The 22,775-nt window shown below is 69.9% G+C and carries 26 protein-coding genes and 1 tRNA gene; 14 read left to right on the top strand and 13 right to left on the bottom strand.

Annotated features, from left to right (window positions below; genetic code table 11):
• The first annotated feature begins 984 nt into the window (after window positions 1–984).
• Window positions 985–2,232, top strand: coding sequence for an MFS transporter (locus BMY74_RS01330; protein WP_089908113.1), 1,248 nt, complete (start codon window positions 985–987; stop codon window positions 2,230–2,232).
• Between the two features lie 39 nt (window positions 2,233–2,271).
• Here the strand turns inward: BMY74_RS01330 and dnaN are convergent, their stop codons facing one another.
• Genes dnaN through BMY74_RS01315 form a run of 3 tightly spaced genes read right to left on the bottom strand, consistent with a single transcriptional unit; the run spans window position 2,272 to window position 4,672 of the window.
• Entirely contained in the window at window positions 2,272–3,363 is a 1,092-nt protein-coding gene (gene dnaN / locus BMY74_RS01325; RefSeq protein ID WP_089908110.1) for a DNA polymerase III subunit beta, read from the bottom strand.
• Window positions 3,364–3,410: 47 nt separating this feature from the next.
• Window positions 3,411–4,301 carry a Gfo/Idh/MocA family protein gene (locus BMY74_RS01320; RefSeq protein WP_089908107.1) on the bottom strand — a complete coding sequence of 297 codons (891 nt, stop codon included), beginning with the start codon at window positions 4,299–4,301 and terminating at the stop codon, window positions 3,411–3,413.
• 14 nt (window positions 4,302–4,315) lie between these two features.
• Window positions 4,316–4,672: a hypothetical protein gene (locus BMY74_RS01315; RefSeq protein WP_089908104.1), complete on the bottom strand. Its 357-nt coding sequence runs from the start codon at window positions 4,670–4,672 to the stop codon at window positions 4,316–4,318.
• Between the two features lie 39 nt (window positions 4,673–4,711).
• On the opposite strand from BMY74_RS01315, the gene BMY74_RS01310 reads away from it, so the two are divergent.
• Together BMY74_RS01310 and BMY74_RS01305 are read left to right on the top strand one after the other, a co-directional pair.
• The gene (locus tag BMY74_RS01310) at window positions 4,712–5,506 is read left to right on the top strand and encodes an NUDIX hydrolase (RefSeq protein ID WP_177229521.1); all 795 of its coding nucleotides are present in this window, start codon (window positions 4,712–4,714) and stop codon (window positions 5,504–5,506) included.
• Window positions 5,503–6,312, top strand: coding sequence for an MBL fold metallo-hydrolase (locus tag BMY74_RS01305; protein WP_245785824.1), 810 nt, complete (start codon window positions 5,503–5,505; stop codon window positions 6,310–6,312). Before BMY74_RS01310 ends, BMY74_RS01305 begins: the two co-directional genes overlap by 4 nt.
• Here the strand turns inward: BMY74_RS01305 and BMY74_RS01300 are convergent.
• Genes BMY74_RS01300 through sp36 form a run of 4 tightly spaced genes read right to left on the bottom strand, consistent with a single transcriptional unit; the run spans window position 6,306 to window position 8,653 of the window.
• A complete protein-coding gene (locus BMY74_RS01300; RefSeq protein WP_089908101.1) occupies window positions 6,306–7,430 on the bottom strand; it encodes a hypothetical protein in 1,125 nt (374 codons plus the stop codon). The two genes, BMY74_RS01305 and BMY74_RS01300, sit on opposite strands and share 7 nt — an antisense overlap.
• Window positions 7,431–7,441: 11 nt before the next feature.
• Window positions 7,442–8,044: a hypothetical protein gene (locus BMY74_RS01295; protein WP_089908098.1), complete on the bottom strand. Its 603-nt coding sequence runs from the start codon at window positions 8,042–8,044 to the stop codon at window positions 7,442–7,444.
• 1 nt (window position 8,045) lies between these two features.
• Complete coding sequence (locus BMY74_RS01290; protein ID WP_089908095.1) at window positions 8,046–8,501, bottom strand: RidA family protein; 456 nt, start codon at window positions 8,499–8,501, stop codon at window positions 8,046–8,048.
• Window positions 8,498–8,653 (bottom strand): Sp36 family protein, encoded by a 156-nt coding sequence (gene sp36, locus BMY74_RS01285; RefSeq protein WP_086668176.1) that lies wholly within the window; start codon window positions 8,651–8,653, stop codon window positions 8,498–8,500. Before sp36 ends, BMY74_RS01290 begins: the two co-directional genes overlap by 4 nt.
• A gap of 68 nt (window positions 8,654–8,721) precedes the next feature.
• Between sp36 and BMY74_RS01280 the strand changes: the two genes are divergently transcribed.
• From BMY74_RS01280 to bagB, 3 genes are read left to right on the top strand one after another with little or no spacing between them, the layout of a single operon-like run.
• A complete protein-coding gene (locus tag BMY74_RS01280; RefSeq protein ID WP_089908091.1) occupies window positions 8,722–8,973 on the top strand; it encodes a hypothetical protein in 252 nt (83 codons plus the stop codon).
• A gap of 44 nt (window positions 8,974–9,017) precedes the next feature.
• The gene (bagA, locus tag BMY74_RS01275; protein WP_089908088.1) at window positions 9,018–10,010 is read left to right on the top strand and encodes an ATPase BagA; all 993 of its coding nucleotides are present in this window, start codon (window positions 9,018–9,020) and stop codon (window positions 10,008–10,010) included.
• Window positions 10,007–11,131, top strand: a complete 1,125-nt coding sequence (gene bagB, locus BMY74_RS01270) for an ATPase BagB (protein WP_089908084.1) — start codon at window positions 10,007–10,009, stop codon at window positions 11,129–11,131. The genes bagA and bagB overlap by 4 nt, the downstream gene beginning before the upstream one ends.
• Here the strand turns inward: bagB and BMY74_RS01265 are convergent, their stop codons facing one another.
• Entirely contained in the window at window positions 11,132–11,422 is a 291-nt protein-coding gene (locus BMY74_RS01265) for a WhiB family transcriptional regulator (RefSeq protein WP_089908081.1), read from the bottom strand.
• A 237-nt stretch (window positions 11,423–11,659) separates the two neighbouring features.
• On the opposite strand from BMY74_RS01265, the gene BMY74_RS01260 reads away from it, so the two are divergent.
• Window positions 11,660–14,101, top strand: a complete 2,442-nt coding sequence (locus BMY74_RS01260; protein ID WP_089908077.1) for a penicillin-binding protein — start codon at window positions 11,660–11,662, stop codon at window positions 14,099–14,101.
• On the opposite strand, the gene BMY74_RS01255 is transcribed toward BMY74_RS01260, so the two are convergent.
• Window positions 14,098–14,745: a GntR family transcriptional regulator gene (locus tag BMY74_RS01255; protein ID WP_089908074.1), complete on the bottom strand. Its 648-nt coding sequence runs from the start codon at window positions 14,743–14,745 to the stop codon at window positions 14,098–14,100. The two genes, BMY74_RS01260 and BMY74_RS01255, sit on opposite strands and share 4 nt — an antisense overlap.
• 53 nt (window positions 14,746–14,798) lie before the next feature.
• On the opposite strand from BMY74_RS01255, the gene BMY74_RS01250 reads away from it, so the two are divergent.
• A complete protein-coding gene (locus tag BMY74_RS01250; protein ID WP_089908071.1) occupies window positions 14,799–15,512 on the top strand; it encodes a haloacid dehalogenase type II in 714 nt (237 codons plus the stop codon).
• A gap of 39 nt (window positions 15,513–15,551) precedes the next feature.
• Here BMY74_RS01250 and BMY74_RS01245 read toward each other — a convergent pair whose 3' ends face one another.
• Window positions 15,552–16,022 (bottom strand): GatB/YqeY domain-containing protein, encoded by a 471-nt coding sequence (locus BMY74_RS01245; protein WP_089908069.1) that lies wholly within the window; start codon window positions 16,020–16,022, stop codon window positions 15,552–15,554.
• Between the two features lie 68 nt (window positions 16,023–16,090).
• Between BMY74_RS01245 and BMY74_RS01240 the strand changes: the two genes are divergently transcribed.
• Window positions 16,091–17,044 (top strand): metallophosphoesterase, encoded by a 954-nt coding sequence (locus tag BMY74_RS01240; RefSeq protein ID WP_089908067.1) that lies wholly within the window; start codon window positions 16,091–16,093, stop codon window positions 17,042–17,044.
• A 19-nt stretch (window positions 17,045–17,063) separates the two neighbouring features.
• Window positions 17,064–17,137, top strand: a tRNA-Pro gene (locus tag BMY74_RS01235).
• 84 nt (window positions 17,138–17,221) lie between these two features.
• On the opposite strand, the gene BMY74_RS01230 is transcribed toward BMY74_RS01235, so the two are convergent.
• On the bottom strand, window positions 17,222–17,785 hold the full coding sequence (locus BMY74_RS01230) for an SMI1/KNR4 family protein (RefSeq protein WP_177229520.1): 564 nt from the start codon (window positions 17,783–17,785) through the stop codon (window positions 17,222–17,224).
• Window positions 17,786–18,209: 424 nt separating this feature from the next.
• Between BMY74_RS01230 and BMY74_RS44735 the strand changes: the two genes are divergently transcribed.
• Together BMY74_RS44735 and BMY74_RS01220 are read left to right on the top strand one after the other, a co-directional pair.
• On the top strand, window positions 18,210–18,368 hold the full coding sequence (locus tag BMY74_RS44735) for a hypothetical protein (protein ID WP_177229519.1): 159 nt from the start codon (window positions 18,210–18,212) through the stop codon (window positions 18,366–18,368).
• Window positions 18,369–18,377: 9 nt separating this feature from the next.
• Window positions 18,378–18,674 carry an antibiotic biosynthesis monooxygenase family protein gene (locus tag BMY74_RS01220; protein WP_089908058.1) on the top strand — a complete coding sequence of 99 codons (297 nt, stop codon included), beginning with the start codon at window positions 18,378–18,380 and terminating at the stop codon, window positions 18,672–18,674.
• On the opposite strand, the gene BMY74_RS01215 is transcribed toward BMY74_RS01220, so the two are convergent.
• Window positions 18,667–19,146, bottom strand: a complete 480-nt coding sequence (locus BMY74_RS01215; RefSeq protein WP_089908055.1) for a GAF domain-containing protein — start codon at window positions 19,144–19,146, stop codon at window positions 18,667–18,669. The two genes, BMY74_RS01220 and BMY74_RS01215, sit on opposite strands and share 8 nt — an antisense overlap.
• Before the next feature lie 181 nt (window positions 19,147–19,327).
• Here BMY74_RS01215 and BMY74_RS01210 point away from each other — a divergent pair, with 181 nt between their 5' ends.
• Both BMY74_RS01210 and BMY74_RS01205 read left to right on the top strand, forming a co-directional pair.
• On the top strand, window positions 19,328–21,139 hold the full coding sequence (locus BMY74_RS01210; RefSeq protein ID WP_245785823.1) for a prolyl oligopeptidase family serine peptidase: 1,812 nt from the start codon (window positions 19,328–19,330) through the stop codon (window positions 21,137–21,139).
• Window positions 21,140–21,318: 179 nt separating this feature from the next.
• On the top strand, window positions 21,319–22,290 hold the full coding sequence (locus BMY74_RS01205; protein WP_089908052.1) for a BtrH N-terminal domain-containing protein: 972 nt from the start codon (window positions 21,319–21,321) through the stop codon (window positions 22,288–22,290).
• Here the strand turns inward: BMY74_RS01205 and BMY74_RS01200 are convergent.
• Window positions 22,287–22,763 (bottom strand): Dps family protein, encoded by a 477-nt coding sequence (locus tag BMY74_RS01200; RefSeq protein ID WP_089908049.1) that lies wholly within the window; start codon window positions 22,761–22,763, stop codon window positions 22,287–22,289. The genes BMY74_RS01205 and BMY74_RS01200 overlap by 4 nt on opposite strands.
• Between the last annotated feature and the right edge of the window lie 12 nt (window positions 22,764–22,775).

Genomic DNA, 22,775 nt, shown 5'->3' with positions numbered 1-22,775 from the left:
CGGTGGGCTTCGCGGGGTTTCGCGAGGTGGCGGGGTTCGCAGGTGCCGCGAGGCAGCGGAGCTGCGGGTACCGCGAGGCGGCAAGGCTCGCGAGTACCGCGAGACAGCGGGGTCCGCGGGTATCGCGAGACAGCGGAGCTGGCGGGTACCGCGAGGCGGCAGGGCTTGCGGGCGCTGCGAGGCGGCAGGCCTTGCAGGCGCCGCGAGCCAGTGGAACTGGCGAGCGCTGCGAGGCAGCAGGGCTCGCGAGTCCCGCGAGGCACCAGGGTCCGCGGTTGCCTCGAGACAGCCGAACTGACGACTGCCGCGAGGCCGTAGAGCTTGCGGGTGCCGCCAGGCAGCCGAACTGGCGGGTGCCGCGACGCGCCAAGGGCCGCAGGTGCCGCGAGGCAGCGGAGCTGACGAGCACCGCGAGACAGCAGAATTCGCAGGTGCCGCGAGGCCGCAGCACCTGCAGGACAGCAGACTCGGCGGGGTTGAGCCCCACGGCGGCGGTCGCGAAGGGCCAGCTCGCCAGATGCCGCGAGTTCGCGCTGGTCATCCGTTCGCCTCTTCGCCGTGATTCGGCGAAGCCCAATCACGACGAAGCGGCGGGCGGACGACCAGCTACTCGGCGAACGAGCCGCCGCGGCGCAGCCGCGGCCAAAACACTGCCGCGACCAAAACAAAAAGGACCGGGCGCCACCCCCGACGTGGCGCACCGGTCCTTTGTGTTGCACGGCCCATCCCCCGACGAACCGTGCTTTCCATCCCTCTGGCGCGTAGGCCCCGACCCTCAAGCCAGAGGTTGGTCTCGATCGATGAGTCAACTTTCGCACGTCGGCACCCCGACCGCTCAAGCCCTTTCACCCTCAAGGACCTCGTGTGTGGCCGATTCGTTGCATGTTTCACCCGGTCATCCCATTCCTGTGACCCAATCGCAACCGTGGTGACTCCGCGCACCTGATCTGGTACTCGCGTACCAACTTTGGCATACTGGTACACATGTCCCACTCCGCTCGTCTGTCCGACTACCGTGCTGCCCTGACGACTCCCGGCATGCGTGGTCCCGTGGTCGCGTCTCTGCTCGCCCGCCTGCCCATCGCGATGGTCGGGCTCTCGCTGCTGCTCTACGTGGAGCGCGCGACGGGATCGTTCGCGGCCGCCGGCATGGTCTCGGCGGCGGCGCTGGTGGGTGTGGCTCTCGGGTCGGTCGTCCAGGGGCGGTTGATGGACCGCTTCGGTCCCACTCGCCCGCTGCTGTTCGTGACCGGGCTGTTCGCCCTCTTCGTCACCGTGTCCGTACTCGGTGTCGAGGCGGGTGCACCTGTGTTCGCGCTGGTCCCGCTGGCTCTCGGCGTCGGTGCCACGGAGCCGATGGTGGGTTCGGCGTCGCGTGCGCTGTGGGAGCGGATGGTTCCCGCCGGGCCCACTCGGATGGCCGGGTACGCCTACGAGGCCATCAGCATGGAGGTCTTCTTCATCCTCGGGCCGGGTCTTGCCGGTCTGCTGCTGGCCGCGCCGTGGGCGGGCACCGGTGTGGTCGTCGGTGCTGTGCTGATGGTCGTGGGCGCGCTGTGGTTCGCGTTCAACCCCGTCGTGCGTGCTTGGGGTCCTGTTGAGCAGGCGCCGCGGCCGTTGCTCGGCGCGTTCGCGTATCCCGGCATGCGCACGGTGGCGCTCGCCGCGCTCGGTTTCGGTGTGACGATCGGCTTCGTCGAGGTGGCCGTGCCCGCGTTCGCGAAGGCGGCGGGCCAGGCCTCGATGGGTGGTCTGATGCTGTCGCTGTGGTCGATCAGCTCGGTGATCTTCGGCGTGCTCTACGGCATGCGCCCGTGGCCGCGGCCCATGCACCTGCGGCTGCCGGTGCTGCTCGGCGGCTTCGGTCTGCTCTCGTTCCTGCTGGCCGTCCCGGCCACGCTGGTCGGGCTCGCGATCGCGCTGTTCCTGGTCGGCACGCTGATCACGCCGCAGTCGACCGCGCACTCCGCGGCGATCGAGCAGGTCACGCCGAACGGCATGGCCGCGGAGGCGTTCGGCTGGGTGATCACCTCGGTGACCGTCGGCCTCGCCATCGGCCAGGGCATCTCCGGGCAGCTGATCGAGCACTTCGGCACGCGGCCCGCGTTCGTCGCGGCCGGTGTGGCCGGGCTGCTGATCGCTCTGGCGGTGTGGCTGCTGCGCGGGACCGTGCAGCGCGGCGTGCCCGCCGAGGTGCCCGCGCGTTCCGAGATGGAACTCGCCTCTCGCTGACGGAAGGCCGGCCCGAACAGGGCCGGCCTTTTTCGTCTGTCAGGCCACCGAACGCATCGGCACCACGAGGTAGGTGAGCTCGACGCCGTCCTCGCCCGGGGTCGACGTCAGCACCGTGGAGCGCAGGCCGCCCTGGATCTTCAGCTCGATCCGGCGGCCCGCGAACGCCTTCAGCGCGTCCGCGAGGTAGCGGGCCTGGAACGTCTTGGTCAGCCGGTCGCCGTCGACCGTGGCCTTCACGAACTCCTCCGACTCGCCCTGCTGCGGGTCGCTGCCCTTGACCCGGATCTCCGAGTCCTCGACCTGGATGGTCACGGCCTGGTGCGGGCCGCCGTAGGGCGTGGCTCTGCGGACGGCGCGGGCCAACGCGTCCGCGTCCACGAGCACCGTGCTGTCGATGACTGCCTCCAGGAGTCGGCGCGCCCGGTCGTCCGGGAACGGAGCGGCCAGGAGCGCGGTCGAGATCGAATTGGTGCCCCACGCCAGGCCGATGCGGTCCTCGTTCGCGTGGAGGGCGACGGGGCCTTCGGCCTGCCGGGCCGCTTCCACGAGGGCCTTCGCAGGTACCAACAGGTCGAGTTGACCTTGTTGTTCCCACGCGAACGTGGCGTACGCCATGCGGTAGCGATCGGTCGCCATGACGTGCAGCCTGTCGGCGTCCGACTGGATCCGGATGCCGGTGAAGATCGGCAGGGCGTCGTCCTTGCTCGCCGCGCCCGCCACCGCCGCGATCGCCTTCAGCCTCTCGGCGGCGACGTGCCCCTGCAACGCGGGCAGCGCCGGGACGCCGGGGTGGTGCGCGAGGTCGAGCAACGGGAGCGCGAACCTCGACGTCGGTGTGCGGATGGCCAGCCGCTGCCCCTCGACCTTCAGCCTCACCTGCGGGTCGTCCAGCGCCTGGAGGGTCGCCGCCAGCGGTTTCGCCGGCACGAGCACCTCGCCCTCGGTGTGGACCGTGGCGTTCACCGACAGGCGCACACCGTGCTCCTGGTCGCTGCCCGCCACCTCCACGTCCGTGCCGGCCTTCAGGCGCAGCCCGGCGAGCACCGGGTCGAGCACGCGGGCCGGCAGCAGGCGCGCCACCTCGGCGGCGGCGCCGGCGAGAGCGGCTGTGGTGGCGGTGAGGTCCATGTCGGGGACGCTAGCGGGCACCCCTGACAATTTTCGGAGGGCGGAGCTCAGGCACCGGCCTTCCGGCGCGCCAGGTCGATGATCCGCTGCAGGTGCAGCCCCCGCCGCACGTCGCACTCGTGCGTGGTGGTGCCGCTGTGCACCATCGCCACGAAGTCGTCGAGCAGGTTCGTGAAGCACTCCGGCGCGGGCGTGTCCCGGTTGGACAGCGTGCGGTGGCCGTGCTCGCCGAAGACGGTGAGGTCCGCGAACCCCGGCTGCACCGGCAGCGACAGGCACAGCGAGACGGTGCTGGTGGCGCCGCCCTCGTGCCGCAGGATCAGCTGCCACAGGCCGGTCTCGGTCACGTTCGCCGCGAGCACGTCGGTGATCTCGCCGAGGGCCGCGTCCAGCAGGTCGAACGCGTGCGGGCCCACGTCGTCGAGCGCGCCCTTGTCGTGGCGCCACGGGGAGTTCGAGAACGGGCCGTCGAGCAGGGCGCCGGAGATCCAGCGGCTGTCGGCTCCGGTCCAGCCGCCGGTGCGGTGGAGCTGGGCCAGCATCTCCTTGGTCTCCGGGGCGTAGCGGCGGGTCAGCACGACCAGGGACGCCACGCCGGCGGCCGAGACGGCCTCGGCCAGCTCGGCCGCGACCTCGGCGGTCTCGGCGATCGGCTTCTCCAGCACCAGGTGCTTGCCGGCGCGGGCGGCCTCGATGGCCATCGGTCCCTGCACGCCCGGCGGCACGCAGAACGCGACGGCGTCCACAGTGGACAGCATGGCGGCGTAGTCCTCGAACGGCTCCGCGCCGAACGAGCCGGCGAGCTCCGCGGCCGCTTCCGGGCGGCGGGCCCACACGCCGGTCAGCGTGGTTCCGGGGTGGTTCGCGATGCCGGGGGCGTGGATCATCCGAGCCCACGGTCCGGCGCCGACAAGTCCTACGCGCAGCTGTTCGTCCACTCGCCCATCCTGCCTCAGGAGTAACTGGCCTTGGGGACGAAGATCTCTCCCCCGTTGTCGAACTTCAGGCGCACGCCGTCAGAAGACGTCTCGCGCCGCGGGTCGTGGTCCCAGCCGTTGGGCACCGTTACGACGTGGCCGCGGTCCGCCGTCGGACCGAGCCAGATCTCGTAGTAGGTGCCGCCGACGAGCCGTGACACCTCTTTCACGTACACGCCCGGTGACTCCGCCGTCGGATCGACGCTGATCACGGTCGTGCGGTCCGGCACGAACATCACGACGCCCGCCACCGCCGTGAGACCTGTGCCCAGCACGGCTCCCAGCAGGAACAGCAGGGTCTGCACCAGACAACCGGAGACCTTCGTCGCCATCACACCATCCTCGGGTTAGCGCGGTCGTACGCTCGGAGGATGCCCGACGACATGACCTTGCCGGGAAACCTGGTACCCGCATCACCGGTCTCCCAACCCGTCGAGCCGCGGGACGCCGTCACCGTGGTCCTGCTCCGCGACGGCACCGAGGGCCTCGAAGCCTTCCTGCTGCGCCGGGTGAAGGGCATGGCGTTCGCGGGCGGCATGACCGTCTTCCCCGGTGGGGGCGTTGATCAACGGGACGCCGACACGTCCGTCGCGTGGGCGGGGCCGGAGCCGCGGTGGTGGGCCGAGGTCTTCAACGTCGACGAGGGCACGGCGCGCGCGTTCGTGTGCGCTGCCGTGCGCGAGACGTTCGAGGAGTCCGGCGTGCTGCTCGCGGGCCCCGACGCCACCTCGGTCGTCGCGGACACCTCGACCTACGCGCAGGCCCGGCAGCAACTGGTCGACCGCGAGCTCTCCCTCGCCCAGTTCCTCGCCGCCGAGGGCCTGGTCCTGCGCGCGGACCTGCTGCGGCCGTGGGCGAACTGGGTCACCCCGCTCGAGGAGCCCCGCCGCTACGACACCCGCTTCTTCGTCGCCGCGCTGCCCGACGGCCAGAAGGCGGACGGCGAGACGACGGAGGCGTCCGACGCGTCGTGGCAGACCCCCGCGGACGCCGTCCAGGACGCCCAGGTGGGCCGCCGGATGCTCATGCCGCCCACCTGGCGCACCCTCGACGAGGTCGGCGCCCTGGGCAGCGTCGAGAAGGTCATGGCCGAGGAGCGCAGCGTCGAGAAGATCATCCCCAAGCTGATCCGCGACGGCGACGTGATCCGGGTGGTGATCCCGTGAGCGGCTCCCCGCTGATCGGTGCCCGCGCCGCGCACCCGCTCTACGGCGAACTGCGCCAGATCACCCCGCACGCCGCCGTGCTGCTGGCGGACAACCCGTCGCCGATGACGCTCGACGGCACCAACACGTGGCTGCTCAAGGCCCCGGACGCGACGTCGTACGTGGTCGTCGACCCCGGTCCGCTCGACCACTCCCACCTCGAGCGGATCGCCGCGGTCGGCCCGGTCGCCGAGATCCTGCTGACGCACGGCCACCCCGACCACTCCGACGGCGCCCGTGCGTTCAGCGAGTTGGTCAAGGCGCCGGTGCGCGCGCTCGACCCGACGTTCACCTACGGCTCGGAGGGCCTCACGGACGGAGAGGTGGTCACGAGCGCCGGCCTGGAACTCCGCGTCCTCGGCACGCCCGGCCACACGAGCGACTCGCTGTGCTTCGTGATCGACGGCGAGGCCGTGCTGACCGGCGACACGGTCCTGGGCCGCGGCACGACGATCGTGGCGCACCCGGACGGGAAGCTGGGCGACTACTTCCAGTCGCTGAAGATGCTCGCCGAACTGCCGGAGAACACCGCCGTGCTGCCCGGCCACGGCCCTGAGCTGCAGGACGCCGGTGAGGCCGCGCGGAGGTACCTGGCCCACCGCACGCAGCGGCTGGAACAGGTCCGCGGAGCCGTCGAGGCGCTGGGCGGCTCACCGACCCCGCGCCAGGTCGTCGAGATCGTCTACGCGGACGTGGACAGGGTGCTGTGGCCCGCGGCCGAGTGGTCGGTGCGGGCCCAGCTCGACTACCTGCGGACCGGTTACTGAGGCTGGTGGCCGTTGTTCGTCGCGCCGAAGGCGGACTGGCGCGACGACGACCTGTCGATCTGCCAGCGGCCGCTGTCGGTCGCCGGCGGACCCGTCTGCTCCCGCTGCGCCAGCTCCTCGTGCAGCTGCTGCAGCAGGGCCCGTTCGCGCTCGCTGAGGTTCGCGTCCACCGAGGACGGCTCGGCGGGCTCGGCGAGAGCGGCCTGCAACGCGGCCAGCTCGTCGGCCTTGAGCTCGGTGGTCACCTCGGCCCGGTTGATCGGAACGGGTTCGGGCAGCGCCTCGACCTCGGGTTCCACCGAGGCCATCGGGATGCGCTTCACGGGCTTGGGCGGGAAGGGCTGCGACCCCTCCAGCGCCGGTGTGGAACGCGTGCGTCGTGAGCCGGTCTCTTCCTGTTGCTCCGGCGCCGGTGTCGGCTCGGCCACCGGCGCCGGAGCGGGAAGCTCCTCGGCCGGCTGGTCGAACCAGGCTTGCTGCTGCGAGGCGTGGTGCTCGGCCAGCGGCACCGGGGCCCCGGAGATCGGCACCGTGCGCGACGACGTCACCGCGGCGGCGTGGTAGTCGCTGAGCTGCACACCGGTCGTCAGGACCTCGACGGCGGCGCGGACGCCCGCCTTGCGCAGCACGGAGTCGACGCGGTAGGCGGTCGCGGGACCGAAGCCCTGCGGACCGATGTCCACCAGCACGACGCGCTGGGGCAGCGGACCCGGCGTGGAGCCCGTCGGCGACGAACGCCAGACGCACCGCACCGAGCGGATGTCCGGCAGCACCGACACGGCACGGCTCAGGTCGGCCGCGATGTCCGAGGCCGGGTCGGTCTCGGAGGTGAAGCGGTGCCGTAAGAACGGCAGCATCTCGACCACCGGCAGGCGGTCGGTCAGCGACGCGTCCGAGCGGACCTCGTGGAGGATCCACGTGATGGCCGCGCGCTCGTCGGGCAGCACGGGGATGCCGCCCGCGAGGAGCGTGCCCACGAGCAGTTCGATCGAGCGGTCCAGTTCTCCGACCGCGAGGAACTCGCGGGCCTGCGACAGGGCGGCGTCGTCGACGCGCCCGGCCATCGACAGCAGGAGATCGTGGAGACGGACCGGCAGGCCGACACCGTCGTTCGTCACGTCAACTCTCCTTAGCTGAGCACCAGGTGCTCCTCGGACTCGGCGCCGGCGCACACCAGCTCCGATGCCGCCAGCGCCGCCCGGTGGTAGGGCGGCAGGTCCATGCCGGACGACACGACCTCGACGCACGGGTCGTGCTCGCCCAACGCCCGCAGAACACGCTGCAGCTCACCGGTCAGCCGGGCGTGGCCGGTCGTGGCCGCCACCAGCAGGACGCGGTTGATCCCCGTGGGACCGATGCGCCAGCAGGAGCGGACCTCGCCGACCCCGTTCCGGCCACGCAGCGTGGCACCGAGAACGACGGTCGCTGAATCCCCCATCGGCACCCGATCGGGTGATTCTGGGGAAAAGGTGTAGCCGGTGGGTGGCAGTTCGTCCAGTCCTTTGACCGAACTGAGCGCGCCGGGATCCGCCCCGTAGGGCACCAGCGCGTCCTGCAAAAGGCGCAGCTCGTGATCCGTCAGAGGGATGCGTCCGTGCAGGAGCGTGCGCGGCAGCGACCGCGCGAGGACCGCGTACGCGTCCGACGCGGCCCAGTCCCGGTACCGCCACAGCAGGTCGTCCGGGATGCGCCCGGCCAGCCTCAGCAGCAGTTCGTGGCACGTGTCCGACATGTCACACCTCGACGATCAGTTCGATCTCCACCGGAGCGCCGATCGGCAGCTCGGCCACGCCCACGGCGGACCGGGCGTGCCTGCCCTCGTCACCGAAGATCTCACCGAGCAGCTCCGAGGCGCCGTTGATGACGCCGGGCTGCCCCGTGAAGCCCTCGGCGGAGGCCACGAACCCGACAACTTTCACGACTCGCTTGATCGAGTCAATCCCCACGAGCGCGTCCACGGCCGCGAGGGCGTTGAGGATGCAGGTCGCGGCGTACTGCTTGGCCTCCTCCGGGGAGACCTCGGCGCCGACCTTGCCGGTGGCGGGGAGCTTGCCGTCGACGAACGGCAGCTGGCCGGACGTGAAGACCCACGGACCGCTCTGCGTGGCGGGCACGTAGGCGGCGAGCGGGGCGGCGACGCCGGGGAGCTCGATGCCGAGCTCCTTCAGGCGGTTCGTCCAGGTGCTCACGCCTTCACCCGCTTCAGGTACGCGACGTGCTGCTCACCGGTCGGGTTGGTCAGCACGGTGACCAGCTCCCAGCCGTCCTCGCCCCACTGGTCGAGGATCTGCTTCGTTGCGTGGATCAACAACGGCACGGTCGCGTACTCCCACTTCGTCATGCGGGGAGCCTAACCCGCCACCCGAACGATGCCTGCGGGGTTCGCGGCCTTCGGGCTACCTTGATCACGTGGAGACCTGGCGGATCGTCGCCACCAGCCTGTTCGCGCTCGGCGGGCTGGTGATGGTGCTCGTCGCGATGGCGCAGGTGCGCGACCGCAAGTACAGCCAGCGGGTCCAGGTCGTGCAGGCCGGGGTGATCGGTCTGGTCGTGGTGGTGGTCGTCACGGCGAGCATCGCGCTGTGGCTGCCGTCGGTCGTGGCCTGGGCACTGGTGGCCGCGACGGCCATGGCCGTTCTCTTCCTCACCATGGTGGATTGACCGACCGATCCACGTTCGACCGGTTTCACACCTAGTCTGGACGTGTGACGTCGTGGACCGAGGAGCTGACCCGAGCCCGTCTGCACGTGGTCTCCGGCAAGGGCGGCACGGGCAAGACCACGGTCGCGGCCGCGCTGGCGCTGGCCCTGGCCACCGGTGGCCGCCGGGTGCTGCTGGTCGAGGTCGAGGGCAGGCAGGGCATCGCCCAGCTCTTCGACCGGGCCCCGCTGCCCTACTCCGAGGAGCGGATCGCGTCCGCGCCGGGCGGCGGTGAGGTGCACGCGCTGGCCGTCGACGCCGAGGCCGCGCTGCTGGAGTACCTGGCGATGTTCTACAACCTCGGCTTCGCGGGCCGCACGCTGCGCAAGATGGGCGCGATCGAGTTCGCGACCACGCTCGCGCCCGGCCTGCGCGACGTCCTGCTGACCGGCAAGGTCAAGGAGTGCGTGAACCGGACCGGGCCGGACGGCCGCCACCTCTACGACGCGGTCGTGCTGGACGCGCCCCCCACCGGGCGGGTCGTCAAGTTCCTCGACGTCACCAAGGCCATGGCCGACCTGGCGAAGGTCGGTCCGATCAAGGGGCAGAGCGAGGGCGTCGTGCGGCTGCTGCACTCGGGTGACACGGCGGTGCACCTGGTCGCGTTGCTGGAGGAGATGCCGGTGCGCGAGACCCTGGACGCCGTGGCCGAACTGGACGGCGCCGACCTGCGTCCGGGCGCGGTGCTGGTCAACCGGGTCCAGCCCACGCGGCTGCCCGCGCGCTCGGTCCCGGTCGCCGCCGAGGGCAGGGTCGACGAGGCGCGGGTGCTGGCGGGGCTGAAGACGGCGGGCCTCGACCTCGACGAGTTCACGCTCGAAGGCCTGGTCGACGAGACGGTGGAGCACGCGGTCCGGGTGCAGTCGCAGCAGGAGGCGAAGGAGCTGCTCGGCGAGTCCGACCTGCCGACGCTCGAGCTGCCGGACCTGACGGACGGGGTGGACGTGGCCGCGTTGTACGAGCTGGCCGAGGTGCTGGTGGCGGCGGGGGTCCGATGAACAGGCTGGACTTCGACCCGTTGCTCGACGACCTGAACACCCGCGTGCTGGTGTGCTGCGGGTCGGGCGGCGTGGGCAAGACGACGACGGCGGCGGCGCTGGCGGTGCGCGCGGCCGAACGCGGCAGGCGCGTGGTCGTGCTGACGATCGACCCGGCGCGGCGGCTCGCGCAGTCGCTCGGCCTGCGGGAGCTCGACAACCACCCGCGCGAGGTCGTCGTGGACGGCTTCGAGCCCAAGGGCGAGCTGTTCGCGATGATGCTCGACATGCGTCGCACGTTCGACGACATGGTGCTGACCCACGCGGGCCGCGACCGGGCCGACCAGATCCTGTCGAACCCCTTCTACCAGACCATCTCCTCGTCGTTCTCCGGCACGCAGGAGTACATGGCGATGGAGAAGCTGGGCCAGCTGGTGGCGCAGGACGAGTGGGACCTGATCATCGTCGACACCCCGCCGTCGCGGTCCGCGCTCGACTTCCTGGACGCGCCGCAGCGGCTCTCGACCGTGCTCGACGGCAGGTTCATCAGGATGCTGTCGGCGCCCGCGCGTGCTTCCGGCCGCGGGTTGTTGAAAATTGTAGGAACCGGCTTCAGCCTTTTCACGCGCGCCGTGTCGACGATCGTCGGTGGCCAGCTGTTGCAGGACGCGTCGACCTTTGTTCAGGCTTTCGACAGCATGTTCGGCGGATTCCGCGAGCGCGCGCAGCGCACGTACGAACTCCTCCGCTCGCCCGGAACCGGTTTCGTGGTGGTGGCGGCGGCCGAGCCCGACGCGTTGCGCGAAGCGAGCTATTTCGTGGAGCGGCTCAGCGCCGAGAACATGCCGTTGTGCGGGCTCGTCGCGAACAGGACCCACCCCGTGCTGGCGGCGGACCTGCCCGCGGCGAAGGCGCTCGCGGCAGCGGACGACCTGGACCGCTCCGGTGAGGCGCCGCTCGCCGCGGCAGTGCTCCGGCTGCACGCGGACCGGGTCGCGGTGGCCGATCGTGAGAAGCGGCTGCTGGCCCGGTTCACGCGTGCTCACCCCGGCGTTGCGCTGGTCGGCGTGCCCGCATTGCCTGCTGACGTGCACGACCTCGACGGCCTACGGGAGATAGGTCGCCGTCTCGCCGGCGAGTGACTAGCTGACCCTCGTGTCCTCGACGTGCTCTTGACGTGCGTTGTCGAGCAGTTCGAACCACGAGTCCACGTCCGGGCGGCGGCGCAGCAGAGCACGGCGTTCGCGCTCGGTCATGCCGCCCCAGACACCGAATTCGATCTTGTTGTCGAGCGCTTCGGCCAGGCATTCCATGCGCACCGGGCATCCCAGGCACACGAGCTTCGCCTTGCGCTGCTCCGCACCTCGGACGAAGAGCTGGTCCGGCTCTTCGTCTCGGCACGAAGCGTTGATACGCCAATCCCCCTGGTTCATATCCCCCACTCCTCAGTGCTGTCCAAATGTGGAAATCCGCCACACCCCTGCCACGGATGCCGTAGCGTTCGAGCTACGGCTGCATTCCTTGGACGTTGACGGACTGTAGTGCCGTTCGGTTCCCACTCCAAGCCTGGGTCACCCGACTGTTACCTGTCTTGCGTATGTCTACTCATGCTGAGTAACGGCACTTACTGATCACCTTCACCCGTTCGTGTACGGCGTACGCTGGCCCGCGTGCGAGTCAGGAATGGCGTGCTCAAGATGCTCGGCCTGTGCCTGCTGGCTGGGGTTCTCCTCGCCGGCATGCTGTTCCCAGTCGTGGGTGCGACAGGCCTCGTCTCGAACAGGGCCAGCGACACCGTGGACAGCATCTCCGCCGACCTCGTGACGACGGACCCCCCGTTGATCACCACGGTCACCGACAAGGAGGGCGCGCCGATCGCCTACCTGTTCGACCAGTACAGAGTGCTGACGCCGCCCGAGAAGATCTCGCCGACCATGAAGGCCGCGCTGATCTCGGTCGAGGACCGGCGGTTCTACGAGCACCAGGGCGTCGACTGGAAGGGCACGATCCGCGCGGGCCTGACGAACCAGGTCAGCGGCTCGGTCTCGCAGGGCGCGTCCACGCTGACCCAGCAGTACGTCAAGAACTACCTGGTCCACGTCGTGGCGCGGAACAACAAGCTCGAGCAGGCCAAGGCCCAGGAGCAGACGATCGCGCGCAAGATGCGCGAGGCCCGGATCTCGCTGCAGCTGGAGCGCAAGCTCGGCAAGGAGGAGATCCTCGCCCGGTACCTCAACGTCGTTCCATTCGGTTCGACCATTTACGGCATCGCGGCGGCCGCGCAGGCTTACTTCAACACGACTCCGGACAAGTTGACGGTCCCCCAGGCGGCGATGCTCGCGGGAATGGTGAACAGTCCGTCAGCACTCGACCCCGAAGCGTATCCGGACAAAGCTTTGGACCGGCGCAACAAAGTGATCGACCGGATGGTCGAGAACGACAAGCTGTCGCGTGACGCGGGTGAGGCGGCGAAGAAGGAAGGCCTCGGTCTCGCGACCCCGGTCCGCACTCCGCCGAACGGGTGCGTGGGCGCCGGTCCGGAAAACGGTTTCTTCTGCTCGTACGTCGTGAACTACCTGCAGCGCGCGGGATTCAGCGAGGAGCAGCTGCGCACCGGCGGGTACACCATCCAGACCACTTTGGACAGGGTGGCCACCTCGCAGGCGAAGGCGGCGGCCGAGGCGGGCGTCGGCAAGAACGTCGACGGCATCGCGAACACGATGGCGATCGTCAAGCCCGGCAAGGAACGCCACGAGGTGCTGGCGCTGGTCGCGAACCGCGACTACGGCCTGAAGGCCGACCTGCGCCAGACGACGTACGACCTGCCGAGCGGCGTGGAGAACAAGTTCGGCGCGGGCTCGATCTACAAGGTCTTCACCGCGGCGGCGGCCCTGGAGAAGGGCCTCGGCATCGAGAACGTCATCCCGACGCCGACCTCGCACGTCTCACGCGTGTTCAAGGGTGGCGCCCAGCGCTGCCCGAGCACCGGTGAGCCCGGCACGCGCTGGTACTGCCTCTCGAACTTCGACTCGAGCTACCCGTCGTCCATGTCGCTGCAGCAGGCCCTCGCGACGTCGCCGAACACCGGCTTCGTGATCCTCGAGGAGCAGACCGGCATGGACGCGGTCGTCGACATGGCCTCGCGCCTGGGCATGCGCGAGACGATGGCGACGAACCTGCAGGGCACGCGTCCGGACCCGAAGGCCAAGGACAAGCAGAACCGCATCTCGCAGACGGAGTTCTACAAGCAGAACGGCGGCAACGCGTCGTTCACGCTCTCCCCCGCGCCGGTGTCCACTTTGGAGCTCGCGAACGTCGCGGCGACCATCGTGAGCGGCGGCAAGTGGTGCCCGCCCACGCCGATCGCGAAGGTGCTCGACCGCAACGGCAAGGCCGTCCCGGTGAACGAGGCGCCGTGCGAGCAGGTCGTCGCCGAGGGCCTCGCGAACGGCCTCGCCGTCGGCATGAGCAAGGACGACGTCGGCAACGGCACCGCCGCGGCCGCCGCCCGCGCCGCCAAGTGGACCCGCCCGATGATCGCGAAGACGGGCACCACCGAGGAGTACAAGTCGGCGGCGTTCATCGGCGCGACCCCGGACTTCGCGGGCGCCGTGCAGACGTTCAACGACGGCACCTCACCGCGCCCGATCTGCCTGGGCGCCGCGGGCGCGCCGCGGTTGTGCGGCAACGGCAACATCTTCGGCGGCACGATCCCCGCCAAGACGTGGTTCGAGACGATGACGAAGGTGCACGGCAGCCTGCCCGTGGCGCAGCTGCCGCAGGTGGAGCAGCGCTACCTCAAGGGCGGCCGCGAGATCCAGGTGCCGGACGTCGTGGGCAAGCAGATCAACGACGCCACGCGGATCCTGGAGCAGGCCGGCTACAAGGTGAGCCAGCAGTCGGTGAACTCCGACAGGTCGAAGGGCACGGTCGTCAGCCAGTCGCCGCGCGGCAACGCGTTGCGCGGCACGGTGATCAACCTGTCGGTGAGCACGGGCTACGTGCCGCCGCCGGTCGCCACCGAACCGCCGCCCTCTCCGGAGCCGCCCAAGCCCGGCAACCCGAACGAGCCGCCACCGATCACGTTGCCGACCGAACCGGAACCCCGTTAGCGGTCGAGCATCGCCTTGAGGCGCGCGACGCTGACGTCGACGTGCGCACGGATCTCGGCGACCGCGGAGTCGCGGTCGCCGAGGCGGATGGCGTCGAGGATGGCCCGGTGCTCGGCCACGACCTCGTCCGGCGTCTCGGTCCGGCTCAGGACCGTGAGGTAGAAGCGCAGTTCCTTGGTGAGCGCGGCGAAGAACTCGTCCAGCCGCGTGCTGTCGAGCAGCGCGACGATGGCCTGGTGGAAGGCGAGGTCGCGATCGACGACCGCGCCGCCCGTCCGCGCGGCCTCCACGAGGTCGTCGAAGGCCTTCGTGATCGCCGCCAGCTGCTCCGGGCGCGGGGTGCGGGCGAGCGCGGCGGTCTCCAGGCGCTCGCGGGCGGTGTAGAGCGCCTCGATCTTCTCTCGCGTCGGCGCGATGACGACGGCGCCCCGGTTGACCTCGTAGCGGACCAGCCCGGTGAGCTCCAGGATGCGGACGGCCTCGCGGATGGTGTTGCGGGCGACGCCGAGCTCCGCCGCGATCGCGCTCTCCCTGAGCCTGTCACCAGGGCCGAAGGCGCCGGCCATGATCCGTTCGGAGAGGCCGTCGGCCAGCTGCTGGGCCGTGGTGGTGCGGCGCACTTCGAGGCCGTCGAGGGCTGACATGCGGCCAGTTTAACGGGTTGCCCTACAGTTGAACTGCACTACAGTTTGTCGGCATGGACCTGACTGCGTTCAAGGCGCTCAGCTTCGACTGCTACGGCACGCTCATCGACTGGGAGGCCGGGATCATCGCGGTGCTCTCACCGTGGGCTCTCGAACAGGGGCTTTCGCTGTCCGACGAGGAGCTGCTGCTCGCGTACGCCTCCGCGGAGGCCGAGGTGGCGGCGGGCGAGTTCGCGCTGTACCCGGAGGTGCTGGCCTCCGCCTTCCGCCGGACCGGCGCCGCCCTGGGGCGCGAGGTGAGCGACGAGTGGGCGGCGCGGCTGGGGTCGTCCGTACCGGACTGGCCGGCGTTCCCCGACTCCGCGGAGGCGTTGGCGCGCCTGGCCTCCCGCTACCAGCTGATCATCGTGTCCAACGTGCACCGCGCCGGGTTCGCGGGCAGCAACCTCCGGCTGCGCGGGGACTTCGCGGCGATCATCACCGCGGAGGACGTCGGCGCGTACAAGCCCGCCGAGAACCACTTCCGCGCCCTGGACACCACGCTCGACGCGTTGGGGGTGAAGCGTTCGGAGCTGCTGCACGTGGCGCAGAGCCTGTTCCACGACCACGTTCCCGCGAAGCGCGAGGGGCTGCGGTCGGTGTGGATCAACCGGCGGCACGACAGGCCGGGCTGGGGCGCGACGCCCGAGCCGTCCGGCGACTTCAGCTACGACCTGGAGTTCGGGTCGATGGGCGAGTTCGCGGACGCCGTCGACAAGGCTTTCTAGACCGTTGCCGCAGCGGATCGCTCCGCTGCGGCACACCCCTCAGCTCGTCAGCTTGGACTTCACCGCGGCGGCCACCCGGCCACCGTCGGCACGTCCCGCCACTTCGGCGTTGACGGCCTTCATGACCTGGCCCATCTGCTTCTGGCCCGGCGCCTCACCGAGCTGCGCGGCGACGGCGTCGTAGGCCTTGTCCACGATGGACGCCAGCTCGGCGTCGTCGAGCTGCTTCGGCAGGTACGTCTCCAGCACCGCGAGCTCCTGGCGCTCCAGGTCGGCCTTCTCAGCCCGCCCGGCGCCGTCGAAGGCCTCCGCGGCCTCCTTGCGCTTCTTCGCCTCGCGCGCGAGGACCTTCAGGACCTCCGCGTCGGTCAGCTCACGGGCCTCCTTGCCGGAGACCTCCTCGTTCGTGACGGCCGTGAGCGCCATTCGCAGCGCACCGGCCGTCACGGTCTCCCGGGCCTTCATCGCCACGGTCAGGTCGTTCTTCAGCCGCGTCTTCAACTCCGCCATGGGGCAGAACGGTACCGCCCGCCGGATGCCGCGCCGATCGAGTTAACGCCCTTCCGTACCCTTGACGCGTGAACAAGCTGGGCCGAGCCCTCCTCGCCACGACCGCAGTCGGCGCCGCGACCATCGCGTACGCGGCGGGAATCGAGAGGAGGCACTGGACCCTGCGCACCGCGACGGTGCCGGTCCTGTCCCCCGACGCCAAGCCGATCAGGGTGCTGCACATCTCGGACCTGCACATGACGCCGAACCAGGTGTCGAAGCAGCGCTGGGTCGCCGCCCTGGCCGACCTGAACCCGGACTTCGTGGTCAACACGGGCGACAACCTCGCGCACAAGGACGCCGTCCCCGGCACGTTGCGCGCGCTCGGCCCGTTGCTCGACAAGCCGGGCGTGTTCGTCTTCGGCAGCAACGACTACTACGCGCCGAGGCTCAAGAACCCGGCGCGCTACCTCCTGCCGTCCGCGAAAACCAAGCGCATCCACGGCGTGACGCTCCCGTGGCGCGACCTCCGCGCCGGCATGATCGAGCGCGGCTGGGAAGACCTCACGCACGTCCGCAAGACCATCAAGGTCGGCGACCAGGAGATCTTCTGCGCGGGCCTCGACGACCCGCACCTCAAGCGCGACCGCTACGCCGACATCGCGGGCACCCCGGACCCGTCCGCGGCCCTGCGCCTGGGCGTGACGCACTCCCCGGAACCGCGCGTCCTCGACCCGTTCGCCGCCGACGGCTACGACTTCGTGATGGCGGGCCACACCCACGGCGGCCAGCTCCGCATTCCGTTCTACGGCGCCGTCGTGACGAACTGCGAACTGGACCGCGGCCGCGCCCGTGGCGTTTCCCGCTGGGGCTCGCACATGTGGATGAACGTGTCGGCCGGCATGGGCACTTCGCCGTACGCGCCGGTGCGCTTCTGCTGCCCTCCGGAGGCATCACTGCTGACCCTCGTTCCGAGGCCCGTTACGCCTGGTCAGGGGCGAAATGAGGGGGTCCGATTCGGAGCTGGCGCGGACATGATGTAGAGTTCTACATGTTCCCAGCCGGGGTGTGGCGCAGCTTGGTAGCGCGCTTCGTTCGGGACGAAGAGGTCGCAGGTTCAAATCCTGTCACCCCGATTGAATAACACAGGTCAGCCCCTGTTCGCAGAAATGCGGATGGGGGCTGATTTGTTTTTGCCGTTGTTCGAGAGGCAATTCGGCTCACAGCGGCCATTCGGTGCGGAAATCGCCCTCCAGCCACTCCACCACCGCACGGAGCATCGCGTCGACGCTCTCCCACCGGGGTTCCTCGTCCGCACCCTCGACCTCGTCGAACTGCATCACACACCCGCGCAACAGCCCTTGGCGGAGGTCGGCGAAGAGGTAGGTGCCGGACGCGTCGACCGCGACCGGGACGAACAGCGGCAGCCACAGGTCCCCGATGGGCGACGCGGCGGGTTCGGCCAGCTTCCGCGCCTCGTGCGCGTCGACGTCCACGATCTCCGGGACGACCGCGAAGTCGCGCCGGATCTCCATCATCATCTCGCGGACCTCCAGCGCCTGGGCGACGCCGAGCGGGCTGTAGAACTCCGGGATGAGCGGGGTGTAGTCCACGCTCGCCAACCCTCCGCACTCGGTCCACCACGCCGCCAGGTCGGCGGGCAGTGGCGCGCCGATCTTCTCCTCCGCCGCGGCCAGCTCGGTGGCGGTGGCAGGAGGCAGGAACTTGGCGCGCAGCTTGGGCGCGTTGCGACGGAGCCACGTATCTGCCCGGGACCAGCTCATGCGCCGCATCATCTCCTTTCAGGCGTGAATTCATCTCAGCTTTTGTGTCGACCAGTCGACGAGAGGGCCCTCACCCCACAGAGGCGAAGGTCCCTTCTGGTCACCGAAAAGGACATCGGCGATCGCGGAAAGCCACCCGATCGTGTGACGCGTCTCGACACGGGCGGCCGTAGACGCCACCGTGTTTGAGTGACAGAAGGCCATCGTTCTGCGCCAAACCACACGAGACGACCACGTAGCGTTAACCTCTATGGGTGAATGTTGACGGTTCAACTCACGTAGCGTAACGACTGGCCTGATCCAAACGACGAAGGTAGCGGTTCAGCCCTCGTTGAATGATTCGGGAGATGTTGTGATGGACTCCGCCTCCGCCGTCAATCCGTCTCACAGGTCGTGGATCGTCGTTGCGGCCAAGGCAGTCGTGGTGTTGCAGTCCCTGGGGATCGTCTACATGCTCACGTCGACGTGGGTGACGGTGGCCGTCGCCGCCGGTTTCGCGGTCGTCTACTTCTCGGTCAGGGCGCTGTCGCGGGCTTCGCGGCAGGTTGACCGGATCTTCGAGGAGGAGCTCGACCGGCAGTAGGCTCGGCGCGTGCTGACGCGGGTGTCCGAGGCTCTGGTGAAGCCGGGCCGGGAGCAGGAGTTCGTCGCTCGGGTCCGGGATCTCGTGAGGACGTTCCCCGAGACCTACAAGGGGCTTGTGGGGCACGAGGTGCTCGTCGACCTCGACGACCCGCTGCGCGTCCGGTACGTGAGCCGGTGGCGTGACGAGCAGGCGCTCGAGAACTACGCAGGTCCCGGGTGGCGCACCGACCCGGTGACCTTTCCCGACGAGGACGAGTACCTGCAGCGGCCGTTGGCGCTGCGGCACTTCCGCCACGTCAGCTGATGAAGCCCCGCGCGGGAAGGCCCTCCGGGAAGCGTTCCAGGGCGTCGCCGGCGGCGCGGGCGAGCGACTCCAGCGTCTCGGTCTCGGCCGGGGTCGCGGTGTGCGGGACGGCCCAGTAGCACCCGATGGCGCCGATCGGGTGAGGACGCAGGATCGGGGAGAGAACGAGGCTCCGCACAAATGTCGGCCGGTACGCCTCCTGTGGAATTCTGGAATCGAAGCGGATGTCCCTGATCGCGACGGTCTGACGATTCATCATCGCCCATCCGCTGATGCAGTTCGAGGCGGGGAACCGCTGCCCCTTCCACAGCGGGCTCATCGAGTCCTCGTCCGCGTAGTAGCAGAGATCGCCGTCGAGCAGCACCAACGTCGCGCCGTGTGCCTTCAGCAAGCGTCTGGCCCTGGTACGGACGACGCGTTGGACTTCCTCCAACGTGCCGGCCCCGGCGAGACGTTCCATCGTTTCCAGCATGCTCCAAGAATAACTCTTGAATCCACCGCACATCCAGGTTTTCTGGTTCGATCAATAAATCGAATCACGCGTTCGACGTGATCTCGCAACAAAGATCCTCGGTGCCTCGCGAGAATCCACCGCGAGGTGGTCGTGCCGTCCGGAACCCCCAGGCGGCCGCCGCGGACTCTAGTGTTGAACCGTGACCACGCACCCTTCTCCCGCCATCCCGGACCAGCTCTTCGACGACCCCGCCGCCGAGACCCGGTGGCGCGAGCGGTTCACCGCTCCCCGCATGAGCCTGCCCGGCTGGGCCGACGACGCTCCGGACCGCACCCTGTACGTCTCCAACGCGAGCGGCGTGTGGGAGATCTACTCCTGGGACCGCGCGACGGACGAGCACCGCAAGGTCACCGACCGCCCGAACGGCACGTCGCACGCCACGCTGAACCCGGACGGCACCGAGATCTGGTGGTTCGACGACCACGACGGCGACGAGTTCGGCGTCTGGGTGCGCGAGCCGTTCAAGGCCGACGGCAGCAAGGCGGAGCCCGCCGTCGCCGACGTGACGCCCGGCTACCCGGCCGGTCTGGAGATCGGCCGCACCGTCACGGCGGTGGCCGCTTCGACCGACGACGGCACCACGGTGTGGCTGGCGCGCGACGGCAAGGCCGAGGTGCTCTACCAGCACGTCAACGACGCCGGTGTCACCGCGCTGTCCAAGGACGAGTCGCTCGTCGTGATCGCGCACTCCGAGCACGGCGACAACCGGCACATGGCGTTGCGCGCCTTGAACGCGGAGACCGGCGAGAAGGTCGCCGAGAAGTGGGACGGCAAGGGCAAGGGCCTCGACGCCATCTCGTTCAGCCCGGTGCGCGGCGACCAGCGGCTGCTGGTGCTGCACGAGCGCCGCGGCCGTGAGGAACTGCTGATCTGGGACGTCGCCGCCGACACCGAGCGCGAGATCGTCCTCGACCTGCCGGGCGAGGTCTCCGCCGACTGGTACCCGGACGCGTCCGCGTTGCTGATCGTGCACACCCACCACGCCCGCAACACCGTGCACCGCTACGACCTCGAGACCGGCGAACTGTCCACCCTGGACACCGCGCCCGGCGTCGTCGGCTCCGCGGGCGTGCGCCCGGACGGCACGGTCGAGTACTCGTGGTCGTCCGCCGAGAGGTCGACGGTCATCCGCGCGCTCGCCACGGACGGCACCGAGAGCGTGCTGGTCGAGCCCGCCGGAGCGAAGCCCGCGACGTCGTTCAAGCTGGAGGACGTGTTCGTCGGCGACGTGCACGCCCTGGTCTCGAAGCCCGAGGGCGAGGGCCCGTTCCCCACGGTCTTCCTGATCCACGGCGGCCCGCACTCGTCCGACGAGGACCGCTTCTCCGCCTACCGCGCGGTCTGGCTCGACGCCGGCTTCGCGACGGTGCACGTGAACTACCGCGGCTCCAGCGGCTACGGCTCGAAGTGGCGTGACGCCATCGAGGGCAGGCCGGGGCTCACCGAACTCGAGGACATCGCCGCCGTGCAGGACTGGGCGATCGAGTCCGGGCTCACCGACCCGTCGAAGTCGGTGCTGAACGGCGCCTCGTGGGGCGGCTACCTGACGTTGCTCGGCATCGGCACCCAGCCGTCGCGCTGGGCGGTCGGCGTCGCGGGCGTCCCGGTGGCCGACTACCTCGCCGCCTACGAGGACGAGATGGAACCGCTGCGCGCCTTCGACCGCGCCCTGTTCGGCGGCTCCCCGGAGGAGCTGCCCGACCTGTACCGCGAGTGCTCGCCGCTCACGTACGTGGACCAGGTCACCGCCCCGGTGCTGATCCTCGCGGGCGAGAACGACCCGCGCTGCCCGATCCGGCAGATCGACAACTACCTCGACGCCCTCGCGGCCCGCGGCCACGCCTACGAGATGTACCGCTACGACGCGGGCCACGGCTCGCTGGTGGTGGCGGAGACGATCCGGCAGACGGCGGCCGAGGTGGACTTCGCGCGGAGGCACCTGGCGAAGTAGCCTGGTGACGGCGCTGCCGAGCGCCTCACCTCCTGATCGGTCACCCGCGCTGACCGGCGTCGCGGAGGCAAAGGGGACCCCTGTCCTCCCGGCGCCGGTCGGTCGTGTGCACGAACGCAGCCCGGACGAGCAGAGCAAGGCGCGGGGAACGGCTCCGGCGCGTCCGCGGAAGGCAAGCCATGACCGAGCAGCGGTCGTTCAAGCGCCTGGTTCGCGCCCGGATGGAGCGCACCGGCGAGTCCTACACCACCGCCCGCAGGCACGTCCTCAAGGACGCGCGGCCCAGCGGGCAGATGCACGACTCGTGGTTGTTGCGCGAGGTGCTCGACGGCGAGTGGTCCGAGCCGATGCTCGCCGGGCTCGCGGGTGGCATCGGGTTCATGTACTTCGTGTTCGAGTACAAGGGACACGCGCCGATGATGACGATCGTGGCGCGGCACCACCCGGCGCCGTTCATCCCGACCGCGCTGCAGCACGCCGGCATCGCGCACGAGGTGACGTCCACGACGTCCGCGCGGAAGGCCGAACAGCGGCTGCGCGCGGCGGACGGACCGGTGATCTGCCTGATGGGCAGGGAGAAGCACCCGGTCGGGGTGGCGGGGGTCGACGGCGACACCGTCACCGTGCTCGGTGGCGGAGGCGAGAGCACAGCCGCCGGCACCCATGTCCTGCCGCTGGACGAGTTCCTGGTCGGCTGGGCCACGGCCAAGCACGAGCTGATCAGCATCGGCGAGCAGACGGCGGAGCCGGACGTCGCGAAAGCCGTGCGCATGACCTGCGAGCACCTGACCGGCCCGGTGCTGGGCAACAACTTCGACGTGAACTTCGGCTTCTCCGGCATGCGCAAGCTCGCGAAGGAGTTGCGCGACAAGGGCAAGAAGGGCTGGGCCCAGCGGTGGGCCGGTACCGAGGACGTCGTCACGCGCAGGCTGCACGACTGCCTGGAGGTCGAGTACACCGCGCCCTCTGCGACAAGGCCGCTGTACGCCGAGTTCCTGACCGAGGCCGGGCTGCCCGGCGCCCATGAGTTCCGGGAGTCCGGGCGGCTCTGGTCGGAGATCGCACGGGGTGGCGACTACGACGAACTGGCCCTGAAAGTCGACGAGGCCCGCTCCGTCGAGGAGCGGGCCATCCGTCGGTTGATGGGCTAGGCCGACTGGGCCTGCCACATCCAGTGCGCCTGCTCCAGCTCCTGCGTGATGCCGATCAGCAGGTCCTGGGTGACGAGGTCGGGCTTGTCCGTCTCGTCGATGCGACCGCGCATGCGGGAGATCAGCGACGCCAGGGAGTTCGTGATCGACGAGACGACCTGGTCCTCCTTCAGCCAGCCGGTCTCGATCTCGGGCACGCCGGACGACTCGGCGATGGTCTTCGCCGTGCCGTTCGGCGTGACGCCGAGAGCGGCCGCTCGCTCGGCCACCTGGTCGGCGGCGTTGCGCGCCAGGACGACCAGTTCGTCGAGCTGAAGGTGGACGCTGCGGAAGTTCTTGCCGATCACGTTCCAGTGCGCCTGCTTCCCGATCAGGGACAGGTCGACCAGGTCGACGAGCGTCGCCTGCAGGATGGCGCCGACGGCATCGCGGTCGGCGTCGGCCAGCGGGCTGGTGATCGGGTTCTTGGCCATGTGAAACGCGCC

Origin of the sequence: Lentzea albida (assembly GCF_900111005.1) — a bacterium.
In the GTDB taxonomy this organism is placed as follows: Bacteria; Actinomycetota; Actinomycetes; order Mycobacteriales; family Pseudonocardiaceae; genus Lentzea; species Lentzea albida.
The sequence above is the reverse complement of the archived record's forward strand: the minus strand, read 5'-3'. Positions and strand labels throughout refer to the sequence as shown.

Coding starts and splice junctions, on each gene's coding strand:
- BMY74_RS01330 (WP_089908113.1), top strand. CDS start 985: ATGTCCCACTCCGCTCGTCTGTCCGACTACCGTGCTGCCCTGACGACT.
- dnaN (WP_089908110.1), bottom strand. CDS start 3,363: ATGGACCTCACCGCCACCACAGCCGCTCTCGCCGGCGCCGCCGCCGAG.
- BMY74_RS01315 (WP_089908104.1), bottom strand. CDS start 4,672: ATGGCGACGAAGGTCTCCGGTTGTCTGGTGCAGACCCTGCTGTTCCTG.
- BMY74_RS01310 (WP_177229521.1), top strand. CDS start 4,712: ATGCCCGACGACATGACCTTGCCGGGAAACCTGGTACCCGCATCACCG.
- BMY74_RS01295 (WP_089908098.1), bottom strand. CDS start 8,044: ATGTCGGACACGTGCCACGAACTGCTGCTGAGGCTGGCCGGGCGCATC.
- sp36 (WP_086668176.1), bottom strand. CDS start 8,653: ATGACGAAGTGGGAGTACGCGACCGTGCCGTTGTTGATCCACGCAACG.
- bagB (WP_089908084.1), top strand. CDS start 10,007: ATGAACAGGCTGGACTTCGACCCGTTGCTCGACGACCTGAACACCCGC.
- BMY74_RS01265 (WP_089908081.1), bottom strand. CDS start 11,422: ATGAACCAGGGGGATTGGCGTATCAACGCTTCGTGCCGAGACGAAGAG.
- BMY74_RS01255 (WP_089908074.1), bottom strand. CDS start 14,745: ATGTCAGCCCTCGACGGCCTCGAAGTGCGCCGCACCACCACGGCCCAG.
- BMY74_RS01250 (WP_089908071.1), top strand. CDS start 14,799: ATGGACCTGACTGCGTTCAAGGCGCTCAGCTTCGACTGCTACGGCACG.
- BMY74_RS01245 (WP_089908069.1), bottom strand. CDS start 16,022: ATGGCGGAGTTGAAGACGCGGCTGAAGAACGACCTGACCGTGGCGATG.
- BMY74_RS01230 (WP_177229520.1), bottom strand. CDS start 17,785: ATGAGCTGGTCCCGGGCAGATACGTGGCTCCGTCGCAACGCGCCCAAG.
- BMY74_RS01215 (WP_089908055.1), bottom strand. CDS start 19,146: ATGCTGGAAACGATGGAACGTCTCGCCGGGGCCGGCACGTTGGAGGAA.
- BMY74_RS01205 (WP_089908052.1), top strand. CDS start 21,319: ATGACCGAGCAGCGGTCGTTCAAGCGCCTGGTTCGCGCCCGGATGGAG.
- BMY74_RS01200 (WP_089908049.1), bottom strand. CDS start 22,763: ATGGCCAAGAACCCGATCACCAGCCCGCTGGCCGACGCCGACCGCGAT.